At 66.3% G+C, this 17,175-nt stretch carries 14 protein-coding genes; 4 read left to right on the top strand and 10 right to left on the bottom strand.

What is annotated here, in order from left to right:
- Position 1: 1 nt before the first annotated feature.
- From CAL28_RS09425 to CAL28_RS09405, 5 genes are read right to left on the bottom strand one after another with little or no spacing between them, the layout of a single operon-like run.
- Positions 2-1,735: a thiamine pyrophosphate-requiring protein gene (locus tag CAL28_RS09425; RefSeq protein ID WP_094841151.1), complete on the bottom strand. Its 1,734-nt coding sequence runs from the start codon at positions 1,733-1,735 to the stop codon at positions 2-4.
- Entirely contained in the window at positions 1,732-2,874 is a 1,143-nt protein-coding gene (locus CAL28_RS09420; protein ID WP_094844516.1) for a M20 family metallopeptidase, read from the bottom strand. The genes CAL28_RS09425 and CAL28_RS09420 overlap by 4 nt, the downstream gene beginning before the upstream one ends.
- A gap of 8 nt (positions 2,875-2,882) precedes the next feature.
- Positions 2,883-3,836 carry a PDR/VanB family oxidoreductase gene (locus tag CAL28_RS09415; RefSeq protein ID WP_094841150.1) on the bottom strand — a complete coding sequence of 318 codons (954 nt, stop codon included), beginning with the start codon at positions 3,834-3,836 and terminating at the stop codon, positions 2,883-2,885.
- Between the two features lie 34 nt (positions 3,837-3,870).
- The gene (locus tag CAL28_RS09410) at positions 3,871-4,875 is read right to left on the bottom strand and encodes a D-2-hydroxyacid dehydrogenase (RefSeq protein WP_094841149.1); all 1,005 of its coding nucleotides are present in this window, start codon (positions 4,873-4,875) and stop codon (positions 3,871-3,873) included.
- Position 4,876: 1 nt separating this feature from the next.
- Positions 4,877-6,064, bottom strand: coding sequence for an aromatic ring-hydroxylating oxygenase subunit alpha (locus CAL28_RS09405; protein ID WP_176463938.1), 1,188 nt, complete (start codon positions 6,062-6,064; stop codon positions 4,877-4,879).
- A 250-nt stretch (positions 6,065-6,314) separates the two neighbouring features.
- Between CAL28_RS09405 and CAL28_RS09400 the strand changes: the two genes are divergently transcribed.
- From CAL28_RS09400 to hslO, 4 genes are all read left to right on the top strand, one after another.
- Positions 6,315-7,187: a UDP-2,3-diacylglucosamine diphosphatase gene (locus tag CAL28_RS09400; RefSeq protein ID WP_094841147.1), complete on the top strand. Its 873-nt coding sequence runs from the start codon at positions 6,315-6,317 to the stop codon at positions 7,185-7,187.
- Positions 7,188-7,352: 165 nt separating this feature from the next.
- Positions 7,353-9,029, top strand: a complete 1,677-nt coding sequence (locus tag CAL28_RS09395; RefSeq protein ID WP_094841146.1) for an acyl-CoA synthetase — start codon at positions 7,353-7,355, stop codon at positions 9,027-9,029.
- Between the two features lie 19 nt (positions 9,030-9,048).
- A complete protein-coding gene (locus CAL28_RS09390; protein WP_094841145.1) occupies positions 9,049-9,570 on the top strand; it encodes a gamma carbonic anhydrase family protein in 522 nt (173 codons plus the stop codon).
- An 89-nt stretch (positions 9,571-9,659) separates the two neighbouring features.
- Entirely contained in the window at positions 9,660-10,580 is a 921-nt protein-coding gene (gene hslO / locus CAL28_RS09385; protein ID WP_094841144.1) for an Hsp33 family molecular chaperone HslO, read from the top strand.
- A gap of 117 nt (positions 10,581-10,697) precedes the next feature.
- Here the strand turns inward: hslO and CAL28_RS29450 are convergent, their stop codons facing one another.
- The 5 genes from CAL28_RS29450 to CAL28_RS09355 all read right to left on the bottom strand — a co-directional run bounded on the left by CAL28_RS29450 (position 10,698) and on the right by CAL28_RS09355 (position 17,173).
- The gene (locus CAL28_RS29450; protein ID WP_141218157.1) at positions 10,698-11,534 is read right to left on the bottom strand and encodes a hypothetical protein; all 837 of its coding nucleotides are present in this window, start codon (positions 11,532-11,534) and stop codon (positions 10,698-10,700) included.
- Positions 11,535-11,643: 109 nt separating this feature from the next.
- The gene (ftsB, locus tag CAL28_RS09370; RefSeq protein ID WP_094841141.1) at positions 11,644-12,021 is read right to left on the bottom strand and encodes a cell division protein FtsB; all 378 of its coding nucleotides are present in this window, start codon (positions 12,019-12,021) and stop codon (positions 11,644-11,646) included.
- Positions 12,022-12,087: 66 nt separating this feature from the next.
- Positions 12,088-13,374, bottom strand: a complete 1,287-nt coding sequence (eno, locus tag CAL28_RS09365) for a phosphopyruvate hydratase (RefSeq protein ID WP_094841140.1) — start codon at positions 13,372-13,374, stop codon at positions 12,088-12,090.
- A 93-nt stretch (positions 13,375-13,467) separates the two neighbouring features.
- Positions 13,468-15,123 carry a CTP synthase gene (locus tag CAL28_RS09360; protein WP_094841139.1) on the bottom strand — a complete coding sequence of 552 codons (1,656 nt, stop codon included), beginning with the start codon at positions 15,121-15,123 and terminating at the stop codon, positions 13,468-13,470.
- A gap of 169 nt (positions 15,124-15,292) precedes the next feature.
- Positions 15,293-17,173, bottom strand: coding sequence for an aminopeptidase P family protein (locus CAL28_RS09355; protein ID WP_094841138.1), 1,881 nt, complete (start codon positions 17,171-17,173; stop codon positions 15,293-15,295).
- Positions 17,174-17,175 lie beyond the last annotated feature (2 nt).

The following is a 17,175-nucleotide window of genomic DNA, read 5'->3' as shown; positions in this document are numbered from 1 at the left end:
GTCAGCCCCTGCCCAAAACGTTGACGAGCACCTGTCGGCCTTCATCCCGGGCGATCGCGATCGCCCGGCGCAAGGCGCCCTCGAGCTCGGCGCGCTCGGTCACGCGCAGGCCGACACCGCCGGACGCCTCTACATAGCGTTCGAAATCCGGCATCGGATCCAGCGAGCACAAGGGCGCCATGCCGTTGGCCTTCGCATGCGACCTGGCATAGTCCGCCGCGTGGGACGACGGGTAAATGCCCATCGTCGACTTGTGCACGGCCTCCCAGCCTCCGTTATTGAAAACCACGGCGACCACCGGCAGTCCATGCATGGCACTGGCGTGATGGCACACCGCCGGGTTGGCGAACAGATAGGCGCCGTCGCCCATGACCGCGATGACCGTGCGATGCGGCATGGCCTGCTTCGCGCCCAGCGCCGCCGGGTAGCCCCAGCCCAGGCCCGAGGCATCGGGATGCAGGAAATAGCAGCCGGGATCCACGAAGGAAAAACACTCGCGCACCGCGGAGTACTCATTGACCACGATCGCGTCGGCCGGCCGTACCGCATCGATGCATTCGGACAGGAATGCCTTGCTGATCGGTCCGCCCCGCTCGCGATCCCTGGCCATGCGCTGGGCCCGGTCGCGGGCGATGGCCTGGGCGCGCGCCGCGAGCCGGTGCCTGCGCTGGGGGGCCGAGTCCAACGCCCCGCATGCATGCAGCGCCGAGCCGAGCGCTTCTATCAACGCGCAAGCAGTGGTCGTGATGGCCAGGTCGCAGCGATGTCCACGTATGGGGTAACGCGAGAAGATGGGGTCCGTGCCGGCATGCGCGACGAATGCCGTGTCCGCGGGGGCGGCCTTGCCCGGGATCCAGGGCACATCCGCCTCGAGGAACAGCAGCGCGTCCGCCCATTCGAAGATCGGCCCCCGCTCATAGCCCATGTGCAGCGGGTGGCGGGATGGCGCGTTCACATAGCGCGGCCTGGCCTCGCCCACCCCTATCCCGAAGCGATCGCACAGGCCGGCCAGCGCGGCCACGGTGCGCGGATCGGCGCCGCTGGCCGTGCACATGATCACCGGCTCGCGCGCCTTGGCCAGCGCCCGCGCCAGGCGTTCGACGGCGCCCGCGTCGGGCGCGGGCGGCGACGGCAAGCCCGGCGGTGCATGCGGCTCGACGTTTTCGGCGGGCGCCGCCAGGACTTCGCGCGGCAGCGTCAGGTAGACCGGTCCGCGCGGTTCGCTCATCGAGGTCGCCAGCGCGCGGTCGACCACTTCCTGCAGCTGTATGCCGTCGCGCAGCTCGTATTCCCATTTGACCAGCTCCCGCACCATGCCGGCCTGGTCGAAAAGCTCCTGCCCCCAATGGATCTCGATGTCGCGGGCCCCCAGCCGGCCGTGCTCAAACAAGGGAGTGCGCCCCGCCGCGAACAGCATCGGCGCCTGGCCGCGCGCGGCGTTCATGACGCCGCAAAGCGCGTTGGCGGTGCCCACGGAGACGTGCAGCATCACGGCCTGCGGCAGCCCCGTCACCATGTAGTACCCGTGCGCCATGCCCATCGCCAGGTTCTCGTGCGCGCAGACGATGGGTCGGGGATATTCTTGCGCGTCATCCCCGGCGCGCGCATAGGCTTCCACGATGGGCGCGGTATCGGTGCCCGCGCCCACGTACAGGAAATCGATGCCGCGTTTCTTCAGCAGCGTCAGGAAGGCCTCGGCCACCGACCGGATGCCGGGCTGCGCGGCCGCTTTCATCCTGCGTTCTCCGTTTCCTCTTGCGCCCACTCGGCGATCATTTGCCGGTAGATGACGGTAGCCTGGCGAATGCGGCTTACGCTGCACCACTCGTCGGTCTGGTGCGCCTGCCGGGGTTCGCCTGGCCCGAGGATGAGCGTGGGCGCGCCGCCCAGCGCCGGTACCAGCACGGAAGCATCGCTGAAATAGGTGGCCGTGCGCAGCTCGAAAGGAGCGCCCGTGACGCGCGACGCGATGGCGGCCGTCCGCCGCACCCACGGCGTGTCGGGCGCCGTCCAGACGCCCGGCAGATCGATCGCCGTCTCGATCTCCATGTCCTCGTCCATCTCCGCGGCGATCCGTTGCCGCAAGTCGGCGTGGTCCATGCCCGGTATGGTGCGCAGGTCGATTTCTATCACCGCGCGATCGGGCACCGAATTGATATTCAGGCCGCCATGGAAGGTGCCGACGTTCAGCGTTGGCCCGCCCAGCGTGCGGTGAGGCGCAACGCCGAAATGAAAGCAGGAGAGGCGATGGGTGGCGCGCGCCGCCTTGTACACGGCGTTATCGCCGGCCTCCGGCATGGAGCCGTGGGCGGTAATGCCACGGGCGATGCCGCGCAGCCACAAGGCGCCCTTGTGGCCGACATACGGCATATTGGCGGTAGGTTCGGCGACGACCAGGGCGCCGGCCCTCCCCTGCAAGTCCTGCGCAACGATGGCCGAGGCACCGTCGCAGCCCGTCTCTTCGCCGGCCGTAATGATAAGGGTCAATTGCATGCCGTCGCGGGCACGCGGCGCTTCCAGGATGGCGGCGGCCACGAAGGCCGCCACGCCGCCCTTCATGTCGCTGGATCCGCGCCCGTACAAGCGGTCGTCGACGATAGCGCCGCCAAAAGGTGCCTGGCTCCATTCCTTGGTGCCCAGGGGCACCACATCGATATGGCCGGTAAAGACCAGGGCCCCCTTCCCGCCGGGAGTGCCTTTGCTGGCGATCAGGCTGGCCCTGCCATCGCCCAGCGGTACCAGGCGGACATCGAAACCGGCGTCGCGCAGCAGGCAGGCCAGGTACTCGGCGCATTCGCGCTCGTTGCCGGGCGGATTGACCGTGTCGAAGGCGATGAGCCGCCGGGTCAGGTCTATGGGGTCGGGGTGGGACATGGCGGCGTTCACAGATCCAGCAGCAGCCGGTGGCTATTGGCCCGCGAAACGCAGACCATCATGGTACGTCCCGCGGCACGCTCCTCGGGTGTAAGAAGCATGTCGCGATGCTGGGGCTCCCCCTCCAGGACAGCGGTTTCGCATGTCCCGCAGACCCCTTCTTCGCAGGCACATGGCACGTTCACGCCATTTTCCCGCAGTACCTGCAGGATTGTCCGATCGGCGGGTACCGGCAAGACCCTGCCCGAGCGTGCCAGGGTGATTTCGAAGGGCGCGTCGGGCGGCCAGGCGGTCTTGGGGGCGGCAAACCATTCGAAGTGCACATGGCCCGGCGTCCAGTGCGCCGTGGCCGCCTCCACCGCCTTCATCAGCCCTTGCGGGCCGCAGCAGTAGACATGGACGCCGTCCGGCTGATCGGCGAGAAGGGCCGGAACGTCGAGGGTCGGCGCTTCGCTGAAGTACGGCGTTACGCGTCCCCCGGGCAGGGCGCGCAGCTCTTCGTAGAATGCCGCATGGCCCGCCGTCCTGGCGCAATAGTGAAGGTGCCAGTCCTGCCCCCGCGCGGACAGCGCCCTCGCCATGGCGTAGATCGGCGTAATACCGATGCCGCCCGCGATAAGCAGGCTGCGCGTCGCCTCCGTCGCCAATGGAAAATGATTCCTGGGTCCGACGATGCCCAGCAGCGTTCCGACTTCGGTGCCGTCGTGAAGGCTGGCCGACCCGCCTCGTCCGGCCGCCTCGCGCTTTACCGCGATGCGATAGGCACGGGCATCCGCTGGGTCGCCGCACAGGGAATACTGGCGGATCATGCCATTGGGTACCTGCACATCGATATGCGCCCCCGCGGTGAACGGCGGCAGCGGCCGGCCGTCCGCCGGCGCCAGCTCATAGCACTTGATATCCATGGCCACCTCGCGGATCTCACGGATCCTGACCAGGCGGGATTCTTCGGCGGCCTGCATGGCACTGTGCCCTCGGTATGCGACGTTTAGCGGATCAGTAGGCGCGCCCCAGATCGACCTGGTTGGTCAAGGGCTTGCCGTCGAAGTAGTTGCGAATATTGTTGAAGAACAGGTCGAGCGTGCGCGGGACATAGTTCTCGATGTCGTCGGACAGCACGTGCGGCGTGATCAACAGGTTGGGCGTGTCCCAGTACGGCCAGTCCTTGCCCGGCGGTTCCGGATAGGTCACATCGATGACGGCCCCGCTCAGATGGCCGCCGCGCAGCGCCGCGTCCAGCGCGGCCGGGTCCACCAGGCCGCCGCGCGACATATTGGCAAACCCCGCGCCCTTGCGCATCAGGCCGAATTCCTTCGCCCCGAACATGAAGTGCGTTTCCGGCGTCAGCGCGGTGTTCGCCAGAACGAAATCGGCCCGTGGCAGCAAGGCGTGCAGCGCCTCGGGCGGGTGCATTTCATCGACATGCGGCTGCGGCCGACCGCTGCGGCGGATGCCCAGTACTTCCAGGCCGAACTCCTTGGCATATCTGGCGGCGCCCGCACCGATGGCGCCCACGCCGACGATCAGCAGGGTTTTTCCTTCCAGGGTGGAGGTAAAGACGCGATTCCATTCGTGCTTGCGTTGGCTCCAGTTCAGTTCCGGCAGGCGTGCGTTCAGCATCAGAAGAGCCATCAAGGCCGATTGCGACGCCTTGGGCACGTGCGCGCCGCTGTTGGTCAGCACCGTCACGCCGGCCGGCACCCAGTCCAGGGGCAGCAGGTAGTCCACCCCGGCGCCCAGGACCTGCAGCAGCTTCAGATTCGGCGCGTCGGTGGCCAGCGTCTGGTACGGAAAGCGGTAGGTGATCATCGCGTCGGCGGTCTTCGCTTCACGCGCATAGATATCGCCGTCCTCGCCCCAGGTCGTACTGATACGTTCGGCGACGTCAGGGTGGCGCGCCAGCGCCTTTTCGTACTGGTCCGGCCGTACGATGAATACCGGCATCAAGGAGCTGGCATTTTCGATATGGACGTGCAGCGGTTTACTCTTGTCGAAACCCATCTCAGGCCACCTCTTGCGTCATTTCGCCTTCGCGGGCGCGGCGTTGATCCTCTTCGTCGGGACCGATCACGCTATCGAGCACGCGATTGGCGATCCGATGCACGACGTACTCTTCCAGGGAAAACCGCCCGGGCCGATATGCACCGCTGCGCATGGCCCGCTGGACATTGGGATTGATGCCGATGTCTTCGCGGACCACCTGCGAATATCTTTCGTAGTAGTCCGGCCCGACGATGTCGCTGAAATCGGGCATCTCCACCGTGCTGCGCGGAAAGGTCCAGTTCTCGTAGAGGCGCAGTTTTTCGGGACCTTCGGGCAGATACTGGCGGAACTTCATGTACGAAGAGGTCAGGATGATCTGCAGGCTGGGCTGGATCCAGATGTGGTACAGCGTCGAGCCCTTGTTCGCATCCAGGCCGGGAATCGGCGGCAGGCCGGAATAGGCAACGATGCTGCGCTTGCTGGACATGGCCTCCCACGGGCCGTGCGTGCGTTCGAAGGACCAGTTCTGCGGATTGGCCGGGTCATGGTGGTCGCGATGAATCGTGGCCACGTGGTAGTTCTCGAAGGCGTTTTCCAACCACACCTTCCAGTTGCAATCCACCTCGTAGACGTCCTTGTTGGTCCAGACCATGTTCTCCAGGTCGTAGCCTTCGAGGAAAGCGGGCAGGTCGCCCAGCCACTCCAGCAAGGGCGGGGCCTTGTCGTTGAAGGTAATGAAAATGAAGCCGCCCCACAGCTCGGCGCGCACCTGGTTCAGCGTATGGTCTTCCTTCCTGAAACCCTCCACCCCGGCCATGGGCGGCGGATTGCCGGGCGTGGACATCAGCTTGCCGCTCAGGCTGTAGGTCCAGCTGTGATACGGGCAGACGAAGGCACGGCAATGGCCCGACTGTTCGGTAATGATGGCGCCCCGATGGCGGCATAACGCCGATTGAACGCGCACGTTGTTGGCGTCGTCGCGGACAACGACAAGCGGCTGGCCTATCACCTCGATCGAGAAATAGTCGCCCATCTTGGGCACCTGTTCGGCACGCCCCACGCACAGCCAGTCCTTGCGGAACATGGTGTCCAGCTCCCTCTGGTACCACTCCGGCGAGGTGTAGCACCACCCCGGCAGCGGAGACGCCTGGTGCAGGGGCCGCCGCGTGGCGGCATAGGGTTCGGGGGAAAAGATCGGGTCGGACATTCGCACTCCACCTTGTCGCATCTACTAAGCATCTAGTTAACTAGATGGTAGATAGCGTCCCAGGCAGCGTCAACTAGTTTGTCAGTTTTAAGGCGGAACTCCCGGGTTAATCCCGAGGGATTCCCGCGGCGCACCCATGAGGCGACCAGGCGGAAGCGGCGGCGTCCCGGCGGGGGCATCCGCCCGGCGTGTCATGAAACCGCCATGCCAATTTCACATCGGCGTCATCGCGCGGTGATTTCATGCCTGCATGACAGCGCGACCCGAGGGATATGTGGACGAGATTCGCCCGACGCATTGGCGCACCGTGTGGATTTCCGACTTGCATCTGGGCACGACGGGGTGCAAGGCCGAATTCCTGCTGGATTTCCTGGACCACAACGAAGCCGAGACGCTGTACCTGGTCGGCGACATCGTGGATGGCTGGCAATTGCGCAAGCACTGGCACTGGCCGCGCGCGCATAACGACATCGTGCAGCGCATCCTGCGCAAGGCGCGGGAGGGCACCCGGGTGGTATTCGTACCGGGAAATCATGACGAATTCGCCCGCGAATTCATCGGCTACGCGTTCGGCGACATCGAGATCGTCGACGAGGATGTCCACCACACCGCCGACGGCCGCAGGCTGCTGGTGCTGCACGGCGACCAGTTCGACGGCGTGATCCAGCACAGCAAATGGCTGGCGCACCTGGGCGATACGCTGTACCAGTTCGCCCTCTGGCTGAATCATTACTTCAACCGCATGCGGCACCGCATGGGCTTGCACTACTGGTCCTTGTCCCAGTACCTCAAGCACAAGGTCAAGAACGCCGTCGCCTTCATCACGGATTTCGAGCATGCGCTGGCCGGCGAGGCACGCCGGCGCGGCCTGGACGGTGTCGTCTGCGGCCACATCCATAAGCCGGAAATGCGCGACATCGATGGCGTCCTTTACTGCAACGACGGGGATTGGGTGGAAAGCCTGTCGGCACTGGCCGAAGACCATAGCGGCCGCCTGCAGCTGGTGGATTGGGCGGCCACGCTTGCCGAGCGGGTCGCCGGCGCGCCTCCCGCGCGCTCTCCGCGCCCGGTCTCCCTGCCTGCCCTGCCATCGGCCCTGCGCCGTCAGGGCAGGCACCCGTAGGCCCCCGAACGCCCGCGGAACATCCGTGAAAACCCTAGACATGAGTAGGGGCAACACGCCAATGTTGCAGATAGTGGCTCGCTAGGTCATGCTTGCGTCTGGGGCAATCCGGCCCCAAAAGCACTGCCGACGAGTTCCATCGTTGTAACCGCTCATAACAGGGCCATGAACGATCAATACCAGGCGCTTTACGACTCATTCCGCTGGCTAGTACCGACCCAGTTCAACATCGCCGAGGTGTGCTGCCACCGTTGGGCCGAGAGCGGTCTCGACGCGCGGCGCATTGCCATTTATTACGAAGACGAAGCGGGCAATAGAGAGGTCTGGACCTACGGCCGCCTGGCCGAAGCGGTGAACCAGCTGGCCAATGGCCTGTTGCGCATGGGCGTGGGCAAGGGCGACCGCGTGGCTGTTGTTTTGGGACAACGGCCAGAGACGGTCGTGGTCCATATGGCGACCTACAGCGTAGGCGCGGTCATCGTGCCCCTGTCCGGCCTGTTCGGTCCCGAAGCCCTCGAATCGCGCCTGCGCGACTCGGAGGCACGCGTGGCGGTGGTGGACGCCGCCTCCAGCGCCAATCTGCTGTCCATCGCCGAACAATGTCCGGCGCTGCAACAGATCATCGGCATAGGCTTCGCCGACGAACGCGTGCTGCCCTGGCGCAGCCTGCTGGCGCGGCAATCGGCGGACTTCAAGCGGATCAATACGCTGGCGACCGACCCCGCCATCCTCCTCTACACCTCCGGGACCACGGGCGCGCCCAAGGGCGCGCTGCTGCCCCATTCGGTGCTGATCGGCAACCTGCCGGGTTTCGTCGCCTCGCAGGACTGGTTCCCCAAGCAGGGCGATGTTTTCTGGTCGCCGGCGGATTGGGCCTGGACGGGCGGCATGATGGACGCGCTGCTGCCCACGCTGTATTTCGGCCATCCCATCGTCGGGACGCGCGGGCGTTTTTCTCCCGAACGCGCGTTTGAGCTGCTGGAGCGCTATCAGGTCACCAATACCTTCCTGTTCCCGACCGCCCTGAAAGCGATGATGAAAGCGGTCCCCGCGCCGCGCGAACGCTACAAGCTGGTGTTGCGCGCGCTCATGAGCGCGGGCGAAAGCGTCGGCGAAACGGTGTTCGGCTGGTGCCAGTCGGCACTGGGCATCACGCCGAACGAAATGTTCGGGCAGACCGAGATGAACTATCTGGTCGGCAATAGCCAGGCACGCTGGCCCGCCAAGCCGGGCAGCATGGGGCGGCCCTACCCGGGGCACCGGGTCGCCCTGATCGACGAGCAGGGACAGCCGGTCAAAACGGGGGAAATCGGCGAAATCGCGCTGAACCGCTACGACATCCACGGTCATCCGGACCCGATTCTCTTCCTGCAGTATTGGCGCAACCCCGCCGCCACCGCGGCCAAATTCTCGGGCGACTGGTGCCGCACAGGCGACCTTGCCCGCATGGACGAAGACGGCTACCTCTGGTACGCCGGCCGCAGCGACGATGTCTTCAAATCCGCGGGCTATCGCATCGGGCCGGGCGAAATCGAAAGCTGCCTGCTGGGACATCCCGCGGTGGCCAATGCGGCCGTCGTCCCCAAGCCCGACCCGGAACGGGGCGCGCTGGTGAAGGCCTATGTCGTCCTGACGCCGGAATTCGCCGGGCAGCCGACGGAAGGCATCGTGCAGGCCCTGCAGGACCACGTGCGCGAACGCCTGGCGCCTTATGAATACCCGAAAGAAATCGAGTTCCTCGAAGAATTGCCCATGACGACCACCGGCAAGGTCCAGCGGCGGGTACTGCGGCAGCGGGAAGAGGAAAAAGCGGAACAGGCGCGCGGCGACCAGCGCGCCTGATGCAACGGAGAACCGGGCCATGGCCATTTACGAACTCGACGGCGTCGCGCCGCGCATCGACGCCAGCGCCTATATTGCCGACAGCGCCGACATCATCGGCGACGTCACCCTGGAAGCGGAAGTCAGCATTTGGCCGCAGGTAACGATACGCGGCGACAACGCGCCCATCGTCATCCGCCGGGGCAGCAATATCCAGGAATCCTCCGTCCTGCATGTCGACAAAGGCCACGGCCTGATCGTCGAACCGCGCGTCACGGTGGGCCATCAGGCCATGCTGCACGGTTGCACGATACGCGAGGGCGCGCTGGTGGGCATCCAGGCCATCGTACTGAACGACGCCGTGGTGGGCCGCAATTGCCTGATCGGCGCCGGTGCCCTCATCCCGGAAGGCCGGGTCATCCCGGACAACAGCCTGGTCATCGGCATCGGCAAGGTCGTACGCGAACTGACACCGGAAGAAATCGACCAGATGCACCGCAATACGCAGGGCTATGTCGATCGGGGACAGGAATACAAGCGCGTGCTCAAGCGGATCGCCTGACAGGGCCTGCTCAGCCATAGGCTCGATGGCCCTAATGAGAGGGCGGGCGCGGTCCGGCCGCGCGGGCCGTATCGGCTAACATTCGAGGCATGACTGATCTTCTGAAGAAATACCTGTTCGAGGATCGTACCGTGCGGGTGCAGGCGGTACGGTTGCAGGATACCTGGCGTTCCGCCCAGGTCAACCACGACTACCCCGTCGCGATCAAGCGGCTGCTGGGCGAACTGATCGCCGCCTCCACGCTGCTGGCCGCCAACCTGAAGTTCGACGGCTCGCTCGTCATGCAAATCCAGGGCGATGGGCCCATCGCCCTGCTGGTGGTGGAATGCCGGGCGGATCTCAGCCTGCGCGCCACCGTCAAGCTGCGCCAGGATCACGCGGTGCCGGATACCGGCACCATGCAAAGCCTGATGAACCCGGGCGGAAACGGCCGTTTCATCGTCGTCCTGGATCCGCAGCGCAAGGCCCCCGGGCAGCAACCCTACCAGGGCATCGTGCCCATCGTGGGTGAAACCATCGCCGACGCGCTGAGCCACTACATGCAGCAGTCGGAGCAACTGGAAACCCGCTTGTGGCTCGCCGCCGACGAAAACCAGGTGGCCGGCATGCTGCTGCAACGGATGCCGGGCCAGGGCGGCATGGCGCAAACGCCGGAAGCCGCGGAAGAAACCTGGAACCGCGCGGTCCAGCTGGCGCAGACATTGAAGCCGGACGAACTGCTGGCCACGGACATCGATACGCTGGTCCACCGGCTGTATTGGGAAGAGACCCTGCTGACTTTCGAGCCGGCCGGGGTCCGCTGGCATTGCCCATGCAACCGCGGCAAGGTGGCCGATATGCTGCGCATGCTGGGGCGAGCGGAAATCGAGGACATCCTGGCCGAGCGCGGCCAGGTCGAAGTGGCTTGCGACTTCTGCGGCAAGCCGTATCTCTTCGACGCGGTGGACTGCGCCGGTTTGTTCACGGACTCGAAAGCGGTGCCGGAGCAGGACCCGCCCACGGTTCACTGAAGATAGGCGCAACGCGCGCGACGTAGACACGCGCTGCCCGGATGCGGCGAAAAGGGCGCGCCCCGCTACAGGCAATCCGTGTCACGCACGTCACGCGTAGATGTCGCAATCGACGCGTCACGCGCGGCACCGCAGACTGGCGGGATGCTCTTCTTTCCGCATCCCATTGCCCGCCAGCGCGGCGCAGCCATGGCCAGCTTCACCGTTACCACGCTGCCGCTGCTGTTCTGCGCGCTGTTCGCCATCGAAGCCGCGCGCTGGCACATCGTGCGGCAGATGCTGCATCTCGCCTTGCTGGAGGCGGCCCGGGCCGGCGCGACCGTGCACGGCCGGCCCGCCGCCATCGAACGGGCCTTCGAAACCGCCCTGCTGCCCCTGTTTCAACCGCCCGGCCGGCATGACAGTCCGCGCGCCCGCATGCGGGCCACCTTCCAGGACATGATGCTGGAAACCGGCGCGCCCCCATGGCGTATCGACGTCCTGTCCCCCACGGATGGCGCCTATGCGGACTTCGCCGATACGGCCCTGCGGGTGGCTGGCGCGGCGGGCCTGGCCGCCATCAGCAACGACTACCAGGCCGAGCAGCACCTGCGGCGTCGCCGCATGGGGTGGCCGGGCGGCCGGGGCCCGCGCTCGGGACAGACCATCTTCGAGGCAAATATGTTGCGGCTGCGCCTGAGCTATGCGCATCGCCCCGGGGTGCCGGGGCTGCGCGCCGTATTGCGGCAACTGGCGGCGATGCGCGGCGACCGTGGCCCGGCGGCCCGCGCCGGGATGCTGCCGATCTCGATGGAGATCGCCCTGCCCATGCAGTCGCATCCGGTGCGGTGGCAGGCGGCCCCGGACGGCGCATCGGTTCGCCGCGCGCAGGGCCCGGCGACGCCATGGCGCGCCGGTGGCAAGGCGGAACCCGGGCGGCGCGCGGCGCAGGCGCCGCCACGCCAGGCTTCGCACGACATCATCGCTCCGCCTGCGGGCGCCAGCGATATCGCAAATGGGGAACAGGCGGACGATCCGGCATGCGGCGTCCTGTTGTGCTGCGCGCCGAGGCCTTCGGCCGCGTTCAGCGACGCGCCGGCTGCTGGGCGGGCGCGGGGCGGTTGGCCGGCGCGGGGGCCGTACCGGTGGCGCCGCGGTCGGACGCGGGCGCCGTGGCCGGCGGATTGGTGCCGGCCGGGACGATCTGTACGAATACCTCGCCTTCCTTCATCATGCCCAGTTCGCTGCGGGCCCGTTCTTCCAGGGCGCCGGTGCCGGTCTGCAGGTCGCGCACTTCGGCGTCCAGCGCCGCATTGCGCGCACGCATCCCTTCGTTCACCGTGCGCTGCGCCGCGACCTGTTTCTGCAGGTCCCAAACCTTGAACCACCCGCCCTTGCCCAGCCAAAGCGGGTATTGGATCAGGCAAACCAAGGCCAGCAGAACCAGGAACAACAGGCGCATGCGGGAGTTATCCGATTGAAGTTGAACGGCGCGCCGTATCGGGCGCGCCGCCGGGCGCACTAAACGCTAGCGCAGGTTGTAGAAGGCTTCCAGGCCGGGGTAGGAGGCGACCTCGGCCAGTTCCTCTTCGATGCGCAGCAGCTGGTTGTACTTCGCCATGCGATCCGAACGCGAGAGCGAACCGGTCTTGATCTGCATCGCGTTGGTGGCCACCGCGATATCCGCGATGGTGGAGTCTTCCGTTTCGCCCGAACGGTGCGACACCACGGCGGTGTAGCCGGCGCGCTTGGCCATTTCGATGGCGGCGAAGGTTTCGGTCAGCGTACCGATCTGGTTGATCTTGATCAGGATGGAATTGGCCACGCCCTTGGCGATGCCTTCCTTCAGGATGCGCGTGTTGGTCACGAACAAATCGTCGCCGACCAGCTGCACCTTCTTGCCCAACTGGTCGGTCAGCAGTTTCCAGCCATCCCAGTCGTTTTCGGCCATGCCGTCCTCGATGGAAATGATGGGGTACTTATCGCACCACGTCGCCAGCAGATTGGCGAATTCCTGCGAGCTGAGCGAAATGCCGCCCTCGCCTTCCAGCACGTACTTGCCGTTCTTGAAGAATTCGGAGCTGGCGCAATCCAGGCCCAGCGCGATCTGCGTGCCCGGCTCGTAGCCCGCTTCGCCGATTGCCTTCAGAATCAACTGGATGGCCGCCTCGTGATTGGCCACGTTGGGCGCGAAGCCGCCTTCGTCGCCCACCGCCGTCGACATGCCCTGGGCATTGATCAGCTTCTTCAGGGCGTGGAAGACCTCCGCCCCCCAGCGCAGGGCTTCGCGGAAGCTGGCCGCGCCCACCGGCAGGATCATGAATTCCTGCAGGTCCAGGGTGTTGTTGGCATGCGCGCCGCCGTTGATGACGTTCATCATGGGAACGGGCATGCTCATGGGGCCGCTGCCGCCGAAATAGCGGTACAGCGACAGGCCGGACTCATCGGCCGCGGCACGCGCCACCGCCATGCTGGCGGCCAGGATGGCATTGGCGCCCAGGCGTTCCTTCGCGTCGGTCCCATCGAGCTCGATCAGGGTGCGATCGACGAAGGTCTGTTCCTGCGCGTCCAGGCCCATCAGGGCTTCCGAAATCTCGGTATTCAGGTTTTCCACCGCGCGCAGCACACCCTTGCCCAGGTAGCGGCTTTTGTCGCCGTCGCGCAATTCGATGGCCTCGCGCGTGCCGGTCGAGGCGCCGGACGGCACCGCGGCGCGGCCCATGGCGCCCGATTCCAGCAACACATCGCATTCCACGGTCGGATTGCCGCGGGAATCCAGGATCTCGCGGCCGATGATGTCGACGATTGCACTCATGATGGTTCTTCCCTAAGTCGATAAGATCAAGAAACTTTTACGCGGCGACGCCGGGGTGGCCGGCGTCGCCGGGGGTGAAGCGGGCGTGGCGCTTCACGCGGTGTCCTTGGCGCGCCGGTCCTGACGATCGATGGCGGCCTGGATATAGCTGGAGAACAAGGGATGCCCATCGCGCGGCGTGGACGTGAACTCGGGGTGGAATTGCACCCCCACGAACCAGGGATGCGCCGGCAGTTCCATCATTTCAGGCAGGTTCTCGGTCGGCGTGCGCGCGCTGATCACCATGCCGGCCTCTTCCAGGCGCGGCACGTATACGTTGTTCACCTCGTAGCGATGGCGATGCCGTTCGTTGACTTCCGGCCCGTAGATCTGCGCGGCGCGCGTGCCGGGCTTGACCGGGCAGCGCTGGGCGCCCTTGCGCATGGTGCCGCCCAGGTCGGAATTGGCATCGCGCTTTTCGACGCGGCCTTCGCGGTCCATCCATTCGGTAATCAGCGCCACCACCGGGTGCGGCGCGGCCGGGTCGAATTCGGTGCTGTTGGCACCGCCCAGGCCGGCGACATGGCGCGAGAACTCGATGACGGCCAACTGCATGCCCAGGCAGATGCCGAGGTAAGGAACGCCGTTTTCACGGGCGTAGCGTATGGCCGCGATCTTGCCCTCGGTACCGCGCTTGCCGAAGCCCCCCGGTACCAGAATGGCGTCCAGGTGCTTGAGGCTGTCCGTGCCGTGCGCTTCCAGGTCTTCCGAATCGATGTATTCGATCTTGACGCGGGAACGGGTATGGATGCCCGCATGCACCAGGGCCTCGGTCAGGGATTTATACGATTCGGTCAGGTCGACGTACTTGCCCACCATGCCGATGGTGACTTCCCGCACGGGATGTTCCAGGGCTTCGACCAGGTCGTCCCACATGGAAAGATCCGCCGGCGGCGGCGTCAGGCCCAAGGCGTCGCACACCAGGTTATCCAGGCCCTGCTTGTGCAGCATGGCGGGGATCTTGTAGATGGAGTCCGCGTCCCACACCGAGATCACGGCATCCAGCGGCACGTTGGAAAACAGTGAAATCTTGGCGCGTTCGTCTTCGGGGATGGGACGGTCGGCACGGCACAGCAGCGCGTGCGGATAGATACCGATTTCGCGCAATTTCTGCACAGAGTGCTGCGTGGGCTTGGTTTTCAGTTCGCCCGCCGAGGCGATGAAGGGCACCAGGGTCAGGTGGATAAAGGCCGCATTATTGCGGCCCATGCGCAGGCTCATCTGCCGGGCGGCTTCCAGGAACGGCAGGGATTCGATATCGCCGACGGTACCGCCGATTTCGACGATGGCCACGTCGGTATTGCCATCCCAGCCGGCTTCCGCGCCGCGCGCGATGAAGTCCTGGATCTCATTGGTGATGTGCGGAATGACCTGGACGGTTTTGCCCAGGTAGTCGCCACGGCGCTCCTTGCGCAGCACCGATTCGTAGATCTGCCCGGTGGTGAAGTTGTTCACCTTGCGCATGCGCGTCGAGATGAAGCGCTCGTAGTGGCCCAGGTCCAGGTCTGTTTCGGCGCCGTCTTCCGTGACGAACACCTCGCCATGCTGGAAGGGGCTCATCGTGCCCGGATCGACGTTGATGTAGGGATCGAGCTTGAGCAGGGTGACTTGCAGACCGCGCGATTCGAGGATCGCGCCGAGGGACGCGGCGGCAATGCCTTTCCCCAGGGAAGACACCACGCCGCCGGTGACAAATACGTATTTGGTCATCGTGAATAGCGCCCGGGGCGGCCGGGCGCGTGCGGGAAATTTGGATTATAGCCGCCAGGGCGTCGAATCCTTCTATTTCGCCCGGCGTCGTGAAGTAACAACGCCGGGGCCGCCCCGCGGGCGCCCGCAACCGGATCGCGGCCGGTGGCCCGCCGGGGGCCGGCGGCCTCTAGGACGCCGCCAACGGCCGGGTCCGCGCCACCAGCCACTCGCGCGCCGCGCCGTCGACGTAAGGCAGCAGCCGCTCCCGGACCTGGGCATGGTAGCCGTCCAGCCAGGCGATTTCGTCGGATCGCATCAGATCGGCCTGGATGCAAGACGTATCGATAGGACACAAGGTCAGGGTTTCGAAGGCAAGGAATTCGCCAAGCTCCGTCGTCTGCGCCGGCCGGTTGCAGACCAGGTTTTCGATGCGCACGCCCCACCGGCCCGGCCGATAGATCCCGGGTTCGTTGGACGTGATCATGCCCGGCTCCATGGCCGTGTGCGGCGACACCGGGGCGCGATGCGAAATCACCTGCGGCCCTTCGTGGACATTCATGAAATAGCCGACGCCGTGGCCGGTACCGTGGCCGTATTCCGCGCCCCCTTCCCAGATCGGCGCGCGGGCGATGGCGTCCAGCATGGGCGAGAGCACGCCGCGCGGGAAACGAGCGCGGGACAGCGCAATCATGCCCTTGAGCACCAGCGTGAAATCGCGCTTCTGCTCCGCCGTCGGCGTACCCACCGCCACCACCCGGGTGATGTCGGTCGTGCCGCCCTCGTACTGCCCCCCGGAGTCGATCAGCAGCAGGCCGTCGCCTTCGATGACCGCGTGCGACGCGGCGGTGGCTCGGTAATGCGGCATGGCGCCGTTGGCGTTATAGGCGGCTATGGTGCCGAAGCTGAGCGAGACGAAGCCCGGCCGGCGCGCGCGGGCGGCCGACAGTTTTTCGTCTATGGTCAGCTCGGTAATGCGCTCGCGTCCGGCGGCCGCCTCGAACCAGGCGAAGAATTCGCACAGCGCCGCGCCGTCCTGCTCCATGACGGCGCGCACATGGGCCAGCTCGTCGTCGGTCTTGCGGGATTTCGCCAGCGTGCTGGGGTTGATGGATTCCACCCGGCGAGCCTGCGCCGGCAGGGCCGCCAGCACACCGATCGTCGTGCGCGCCGGGTCGACCAGGACCGCGGCGTCCGCGGGCAGCGCCGCCAGCGCGGCGGCGAAAGCCTCGTAGGGACGCACCGCCACGCCGTCGGCGGCCAGCCGGTCGGCCAGCGCAGCGTCGATCTTGCCCGCAGCCGTGAAAACCTCCGCGCGGTCTGGCAGGACCAGCGCGTGCGCCACGAACACCGGGTTGTAGTCGACGTCGGCGCCGCGCAGGTTGAACAGCCAGGCCACGTCGTCCAGCGAACTGATGACGTGCGCGCCCGCGCCTTTGGCCCGCATGGCGGCGCGCAGCTGGGCGAGTTTGTCGGCGCGCGGGACGCAGGCGTATGGAGGCTGGTGCTCGCGCACCGGCGCGGCCGGCAGGCCGGGCCGGTCCGGCCAGATTTCGGCCAGCAGGTCGTGCCGGATGTCCAGGCTGCCGCCCGCGGCGCGGACCGCATCGGACAGCGCCCGATGCGCCGCCAGCGAGAGGACCTGGCCGTCGGCGCCCACGACCGGGCCATCGGCAGCGCCGCCGGCCGGTTTGCCCTGGCCTGCCTGCGAGGACCCGTCCGGCGCGGTCGCGGAGCCGCCGGAAACGAGGTTTGCGCAGTAGTCGCGCAGCCATTCCGGGTGGGCGGGCACGTCCGCATCCCCCAGCTTCATCAGGCTGACACAGGTGCCGGCCAACTGCGCCCCGGCCTGAACCCAGTACCGGCTGTCCACCCACAGGCCCGCGAAATCCGCCGTGACCACCAGGGTACCCACCGAACCGGTAAAGCCGGACAGCCACTGGCGCCCCTGCCAGCGCGACGGCAGGTACTCGGACAAGTGCGGGTCGGCGGAAGGAACGACGTAGGCGGACAGGCCGTGCGTGGCCATGGCCTGGCGCAGCGCGGCGATACGGGCGTCGGTATGCGACATCG

The organism is Bordetella genomosp. 11 (assembly GCF_002261215.1).
GTDB lineage: Bacteria > Pseudomonadota > Gammaproteobacteria > Burkholderiales > Burkholderiaceae_B > Bordetella_C.
This window is presented reverse-complemented; position numbering and strand designations above follow the sequence as displayed.

Excerpts from the sequence above, each read along its gene's own strand:
- CAL28_RS09425 (WP_094841151.1), bottom strand. The coding sequence starts at position 1,735 with ATGAAAGCGGCCGCGCAGCCCGGCATCCGGTCGGTGGCCGAGGCCTTC.
- CAL28_RS09420 (WP_094844516.1), bottom strand. The coding sequence starts at position 2,874 with ATGTCCCACCCCGACCCCATAGACCTGACCCGGCGGCTCATCGCCTTC.
- CAL28_RS09415 (WP_094841150.1), bottom strand. The coding sequence starts at position 3,836 with ATGCAGGCCGCCGAAGAATCCCGCCTGGTCAGGATCCGTGAGATCCGC.
- CAL28_RS09410 (WP_094841149.1), bottom strand. The coding sequence starts at position 4,875 with ATGGGTTTCGACAAGAGTAAACCGCTGCACGTCCATATCGAAAATGCC.
- CAL28_RS09405 (WP_176463938.1), bottom strand. The coding sequence starts at position 6,064 with ATGTCCGACCCGATCTTTTCCCCCGAACCCTATGCCGCCACGCGGCGG.
- CAL28_RS09400 (WP_094841147.1), top strand. The coding sequence starts at position 6,315 with ATGACAGCGCGACCCGAGGGATATGTGGACGAGATTCGCCCGACGCAT.
- CAL28_RS09395 (WP_094841146.1), top strand. The coding sequence starts at position 7,353 with ATGAACGATCAATACCAGGCGCTTTACGACTCATTCCGCTGGCTAGTA.
- CAL28_RS09390 (WP_094841145.1), top strand. The coding sequence starts at position 9,049 with ATGGCCATTTACGAACTCGACGGCGTCGCGCCGCGCATCGACGCCAGC.
- hslO (WP_094841144.1), top strand. The coding sequence starts at position 9,660 with ATGACTGATCTTCTGAAGAAATACCTGTTCGAGGATCGTACCGTGCGG.
- ftsB (WP_094841141.1), bottom strand. The coding sequence starts at position 12,021 with ATGCGCCTGTTGTTCCTGGTTCTGCTGGCCTTGGTTTGCCTGATCCAA.
- eno (WP_094841140.1), bottom strand. The coding sequence starts at position 13,374 with ATGAGTGCAATCGTCGACATCATCGGCCGCGAGATCCTGGATTCCCGC.
- CAL28_RS09360 (WP_094841139.1), bottom strand. The coding sequence starts at position 15,123 with ATGACCAAATACGTATTTGTCACCGGCGGCGTGGTGTCTTCCCTGGGG.
- CAL28_RS09355 (WP_094841138.1), bottom strand. The coding sequence starts at position 17,173 with ATGTCGCATACCGACGCCCGTATCGCCGCGCTGCGCCAGGCCATGGCC.